The organism is Polaromonas sp. (assembly GCF_018780625.1).
Taxonomy (GTDB): domain Bacteria; phylum Pseudomonadota; class Gammaproteobacteria; order Burkholderiales; family Burkholderiaceae_C; genus Polaromonas.
In genome coordinates this window covers 1-5,702 of sequence record NZ_JADMJK010000035.1, presented here as the reverse complement: position 1 = coordinate 5,702, position 5,702 = coordinate 1, and the positions used below count along the sequence as shown (strand labels likewise).

At 67.4% G+C, this 5,702-nt stretch carries 6 protein-coding genes; 3 read left to right on the top strand and 3 right to left on the bottom strand.

Features of this window, described 5'->3' with window-relative positions; translation table 11 throughout:
• The 3 genes from bioD to panD form a co-directional block, all read right to left on the bottom strand.
• The coding region (gene bioD / locus IV091_RS02850; protein WP_293464847.1) for a dethiobiotin synthase at nt 1–467 on the bottom strand (467 nt) is incomplete at its 3' end.
• Nucleotides 460–1,818: an adenosylmethionine--8-amino-7-oxononanoate transaminase gene (bioA, locus tag IV091_RS02845; protein WP_293464844.1), complete on the bottom strand. Its 1,359-nt coding sequence runs from the start codon at nt 1,816–1,818 to the stop codon at nt 460–462. The genes bioD and bioA, both read right to left, overlap by 8 nt.
• A 26-nt stretch (nt 1,819–1,844) precedes the next feature.
• A complete protein-coding gene (gene panD, locus IV091_RS02840) occupies nt 1,845–2,225 on the bottom strand; it encodes an aspartate 1-decarboxylase (protein ID WP_293464841.1) in 381 nt (126 codons plus the stop codon).
• Nucleotides 2,226–2,398: 173 nt separating this feature from the next.
• Here panD and nadC point away from each other — a divergent pair, with 173 nt between their 5' ends.
• The 3 genes from nadC to IV091_RS02825 all read left to right on the top strand — a co-directional run.
• Nucleotides 2,399–3,277: a carboxylating nicotinate-nucleotide diphosphorylase gene (gene nadC, locus IV091_RS02835; protein WP_293464838.1), complete on the top strand. Its 879-nt coding sequence runs from the start codon at nt 2,399–2,401 to the stop codon at nt 3,275–3,277.
• Nucleotides 3,274–4,392 (top strand): quinolinate synthase NadA, encoded by a 1,119-nt coding sequence (gene nadA, locus IV091_RS02830; protein WP_293464835.1) that lies wholly within the window; start codon nt 3,274–3,276, stop codon nt 4,390–4,392. Before nadC ends, nadA begins: the two co-directional genes overlap by 4 nt.
• Nucleotides 4,393–4,408: 16 nt before the next feature.
• The coding region (locus tag IV091_RS02825; protein ID WP_293464850.1) for a chorismate-binding protein at nt 4,409–5,702 on the top strand (1,294 nt) is incomplete at its 3' end.

Genomic DNA, 5,702 nt, shown 5'->3' with positions numbered 1-5,702 from the left:
AGCCGCAGGCCGACCACCAGCAGCACCGGCAGGCCCAGTGCTTCGGCCAGGTCGGCGCCGGTTTCGGTGGCGGACAGCGGCACCATGAAGCCGCCCGCGCCTTCAACCACCACGGCCTCGGCCCGCAGCGCCAGCGCGCGCTGGCAGGCCACCAGGTGGTCGATGTCGATGCGCACGCCGGCGCGCGCGGCGGCGATGTGCGGCGACAGCGGGTCTGGCAGCAGCACCGGGTTGTCCAGTTCGGGCGGCACGCGGCAGTTGGAGGCGGCGCGCAGGGCGAGCACATCCTCGTTGGCGTCCACGCCGTTGATCCGTTCAGTGCCCGCCGCCACCGGCTTCATGCCGACCACGCGCGGGTGGTAGCGCGCCAGCGCGTGGAGCAGTCCGGCGCTAACCAGCGTCTTGCCCACGCCGGTGTCGGTGCCGGTGACAAACAGCGACAGCGCCGGGCCTGCGTGCTCAGCCATGCGCCGGGCCTTCGTCGGCCAGCGTGGCCTCAAGCGCAGCCAGCGCGCCGCGCGCCAGGTGGTCGGCCGACGCGGCATCCATCACGTAAGGCGGCATGGCGTAGACCGTGTTGCCAATCGGCCGCAGCAGCACGCCATGCGCCATCGCGTGACTGGCGTAGCGCCGGGCAAAGTGGGGCAGCAGCGGTTTTTCGCCCGCTGTCCCGTCAATGTCCCAGGCCCAGATCATGCCGAGCCGGCGCGCATGGCGCACCGACGGGTGCTGCGTCAGCGGCGCAAAGGCCTGGTCCAGCAGCAGCGCCTGTTCGGCGTTGCGGGCCAGCACGTCGGTTTGCTCAAACAGTTCGAGCGTGGCCAGCGCGGCGCGGCAGGCCAGCGGGTTGCCGGTGTAGGAATGCGAATGCAAAAAGCCCCGCGCCATCTCGTCGTCGTAAAACGCGTCGTAGACCGTGTCGGTGGTCAGTACCGCCGACAGCGGCAGCGTGCCGCCGGTCAGGCCTTTGGACAGGCAGATGAAGTCGGGCTGGATGCCGGCCTGCTGGTGCGCAAACATGGTGCCGGTGCGGCCAAAGCCGGTGGCAATTTCGTCGGCGATCAGGTGCACCTCGTAGCGGTCGCACAGCGCGCGCGCCTCGCGCAGGTAGGCGGCGTTGTACATTGCCATGCCGGCGGCGCACTGCACCATCGGCTCCAGGATCAGCGCGGCGGTCTGCGCATGGTGCTGCGCCAGCCAGCTTTGCAGGCCGGCCGCGGCGCGCCTGGCCACGTCGGCGGCGCTTTCGCCCGGCTGGGCGTTTCGCGCATCGGGGCTGGGCACGGTGGCGGCCAGCCGCACCAGCGGCGCGTAGGCTTCCCTGAAAATCGCAATGTCGGTGACGGCCAGCGCGCCCACGGTTTCACCGTGGTAGCCGCCCGCCAGGCCGATGAAGCGGCACTTCTCGGGCCGGCCGGTGTTGCGCCAGTAATGCGCGCTCATCTTCAGCGCAATCTCGGTGGCGCTGGCGCCGTCGCTGCCGTAGAAGGCATGGCCCAGGCCGGTCAGCGCGGCCAGCCGTTCCGACAATTCGACCACCGGCTGGTGCGTGAAGCCGGCCAGCATCACATGGTCCAGCCGGTCAAGTTGGTCGCGCAGCGCCGCCTTGATGTGCGGGTGGCCGTGGCCAAACAGGTTGACCCACCAGGAACTGATGCCGTCCAGGTAGCGCCGGCCTTCAAAGTCGTGCAGCCACACGCCCTCGGCGCGGGCAATGGGCACCAGCGGGACTGCTGCCGGGGCCTGGTGCAACTTCATCTGCGTGCAGGGGTGCCACACATGGCGCAGGCTGCGCGCCATCATGGCTGCGTTGTCCATCGGGGCTGCCAAAGCGGGCGGCGTCTTCAGGGCTGCTGCACCGGAATGGTCGAGCGCTCTTCCTGAATGCGGTTGTCGGGGTTGACAAACACCAGCTTGGGGCTAAAGCCCGCCACCTGGTCTTCATGGACCTGGGCAAAGGCCGCAATGATGACTAGATCACCCACCGCCGCACGGCGCGCCGCCGAGCCATTGACCGAAATGATGCGGCTGCCGCGTTCGGCGCGGATCGCGTAGGTGATGAAGCGCTCGCCGTTGTTGATGTTCCAGATGTGGATCTGCTCGTTTTCGCCCAGGTTGGCGGCGTCCAGCAGGTCTTCGTCAATGGCGCAGGAGCCTTCGTAGTTGAGCTCGCAGTGGGTCACTGCGGCACGGTGGATTTTGGATTTGAGCAGGGTTCTGAACATGGCAAGAAGAGGTTGAAGTCAGTTGCGGGAAGGTCGCAAGGCCAGCGGGCCGGCCCCGATGGATGTGGCGTTTTTCACACGGCGGTAACATTTGCGACCGCCGCTGCGGGTTTGCCCGTAGTTTAGGGCACTGTACAGTGCGCTTTTCGCACGGTTCTTTATTCGGATTTCTTATGACAAAGTCATTTAATTTTTCTACCGAGGCCTTGGGCCAACTGGCCCAGAGCGACGTTGCGCGTGCGCTGGCCGAGGATGTGGGCACTGGCGATCTGACCGCAGCGCTGATTGACCCCGCCGCCCAAGCCAGGGCGCAGGTGCTGGCCCGGGAGAGCGCCGTGGTGTGCGGCAGCGCTTGGGTCGAGGCGGCATTCAAGCAGCTTGACCCGCAGGCCCGGCTGGTCTGGCATGTCAGGGACGGCGCGCGTTGCGCAGCCGACCAGGTGGTGTTTGAAGTCCAGGGCCAGGCCCGGGCGCTGCTGACAGCCGAGCGCACGGCGCTTAATTTTTTACAATTTTTAAGCGCCGTCGCCACCAAGACAGCGGCTTATGTCGCCCTCGTTGCCGGCACCCCGGCGCAGATTGTGGACACCCGCAAGACCCTGCCCGGCTTGCGCATGGCGCAAAAATATGCCGTGCGCTGCGGCGGCGGCACCAACCACCGGGTCGGCTTGTACGACGCCATCCTGATCAAGGAAAACCACATTGCCGCTGCCGGCGGCATCGCGCAGGTGCTGCAGCGCGCCGCGCCCATCGCGGCCCAGGCTGACTTCGTGGAAATCGAAGTTGAAACGCTGGCCGAACTGGCCCAGGCGCTGGACGCCGGCGCCCGCATGGTGTTGCTTGACAACATGGACCTGGCCATGCTGAAAGAAGCGGTGCGCATCAACGCCGGGCGGGCCGTTCTGGAAATTTCAGGCGGCGTGACGCTGGCCGGGCTGCGCGCGCTGGCCGACACCGGCGTGGACCGCATTTCGATTGGCACCTTGACCAAGGACGTTCAGGCCATAGATTATTCGATGCGCTTTGACGCGCCACAAGGAGGCCCGCAATGAGTTCAGTCCTGTCCCGCATCAACGTTGACTACGAGCAGCCCGAAATGGCGGGCAGCTGCTCCACCCACCACGCCTGGGCCCGCGTGCCCCCCGAGCCGTCGCAGCCCGAGCGCGCCGCGCTGAAAGAGCGCATCCGCAGCCTGCTCAAAGCTAAAAATGCGGTGATGGTGTCGCACTACTACGTGCATCCCGACTTGCAGGACCTGGCCGAAGAAACCGGCGGCTTGGTGTCTGATTCGCTGGAGATGGCGCGTTTTGGCCGCGACCACGCCGCCCGGACGCTGGTGGTGTCGGGCGTGCGCTTCATGGGCGAAACCGCCAAGATCCTGTCGCCCGAAAAGCGCGTGCTGATGCCCGACCTGGACGCCACCTGCTCGCTCGACCTGGGCTGCCCGATTGACGCGTTCAGCGCCTTTTGCGATGCCCACCCCGACCGCACCGTGGTGGTCTACGCCAACACCAGCGCGGCCGTCAAGGCGCGGGCCGACTGGGTCGTCACGTCAAGCTGCGCGCTCGACATCGTGCGGGCGCTCAAAGCGCAGGGCCAGAAAATCCTCTGGGGGCCGGACCGGCACCTGGGCGGCTACATCGAGCGTGAAACCGGCGCCGACATGGTGATGTGGAACGGCGCCTGCATCGTGCACGACGAGTTCAAGGCCTTCGAGTTGCAGGCGCTGATGCAGCAGCACCCGCTGGCCAAGGTGCTGGTGCACCCGGAAGCGCCGGCCGACGTGGTGGCGCTGGCCGATGCCGTCGGCTCCACCTCGGGCATTCTGAAGGCCGCGCACGAGATGGATGCGACCGAATTCATCGTTGCCACCGACAACGGCATGATGCACAAGCTGCGCACGCTGAACCCCGGCAAAACCTTCATTGAAGCCCCGACGGCGGGCAACAGCGCCACCTGCAAAAGCTGCGCGCACTGCCCCTGGATGGCCATGAACAGCCTGGCCGGCGTGGCGCAAGTGCTGGAAACCGGCGCCAACGAAGTGCAGGTCGACCCGGCGCTGGGCCTGCGCGCCCGCCTGCCGATTGACCGCATGCTGGCTTTTACCGCTGCACTGAAAAACGGCCAGCCTGTGGCCGGGCTGGTGCCGCATATCGGCGCGGCATGAGGCTGACTTGAGCATCATTTCTTCGCGTATCGACTTCTCCGATCCGCACGACAGCGCCGCGCCGCGCCTGCGCCATGCCTTTGGCACGCCGCGCACCGTGCTGGTCGCGCATGAACTGGCCGAGGTGCGCCCCGTGCTCGACGCCGTGCAGGCCGCTGCGCGAGAGGGATTTTGGTGCGTGGGTTATGTACGCTATGAAGCGGCACCCGCGTTTGACGCCGCCCTGGCCGTGCACGCGCCCGACGGCCCGCTGGCCTGGTTTGCCGTTTATGACCAAGCCTTGCCCTGGCCCGAGGATGCCCACACTGGCGCCGCCCAGGTGCAGTGGACCGAGACCTGCCCGCGGCCCGTGTTTGGCGTAGCCATGGACCAGCTCCAGCGCGCGATTGCCGCCGGCGAGTTGTACCAGGTCAACTTCACCGCGCCGCTGTTGGGCCAATGGGTGGGCCAGCCGCCAGAGGACGCCGACCTGGTCCTGTTTGCCGCACTGCAGCGTGCCCAGCCGGGCGGCTATGCGGCCTGCATAGACACCGGAAGCACGGGTGACGGCCGGGTGCTGTCGGTCTCGCCCGAGTTGTTTTTTGACTGGAACGACGCAAGCGAGGGCGGCCAGATTCTGGCCCGGCCCATGAAAGGCACGGCCGCGCGCGGTGCCACGCCCGAGATGGATGCCGCCCAGGCCGAAGCCCTGCGCGCCTCGCCCAAGGAGCGCGCTGAAAACGTCATGATCGTGGACCTGCTGCGCAACGATATCTCGCGCATCGCCGAGCCCTTCAGCGTGCGGGTGCCGGCCTTGTTCCACACCCAAGCCCTGCCCACCGTGTGGCAAATGACCTCCGACGTGCAGGCCAGAACCCGACCCGGCACCACGCTGGCCGGCGTGTTTGCCGCGCTGTTCCCTTGCGGCTCCGTGACCGGCGCGCCCAAGGTGCGCGCCATGCAGATGATCCGCACGCTGGAGCCCCAGCTGCGCGGCGTTTACTGCGGCGCCATCGGTGTGGTGCGGCCCGGCGCGCAGGGCCATGGAATCAGAGCCACCTTCAACGTGCCGATCCGCACCGTCACCGTGCAGGCCGGTCGGCTGCGCTGCGGCATTGGCAGCGGCATCACCTCGGGCGCCGTGCCGGATGCCGAATGGCAGGAATGGCGCAACAAGCGCCAGTTTCTGGACCGTGCCAGCCAGCCGTTTGACCTGCTTGAAACCCTGGCGCTGCAAGATGGCCAGCTGCGCCACGCCGCCGAACACCTGCTGCGCCTGGCCAGCGCCGCCGCGCATTTCGGCACGCCGTGGGACGCGGCCCAGGTCCAGC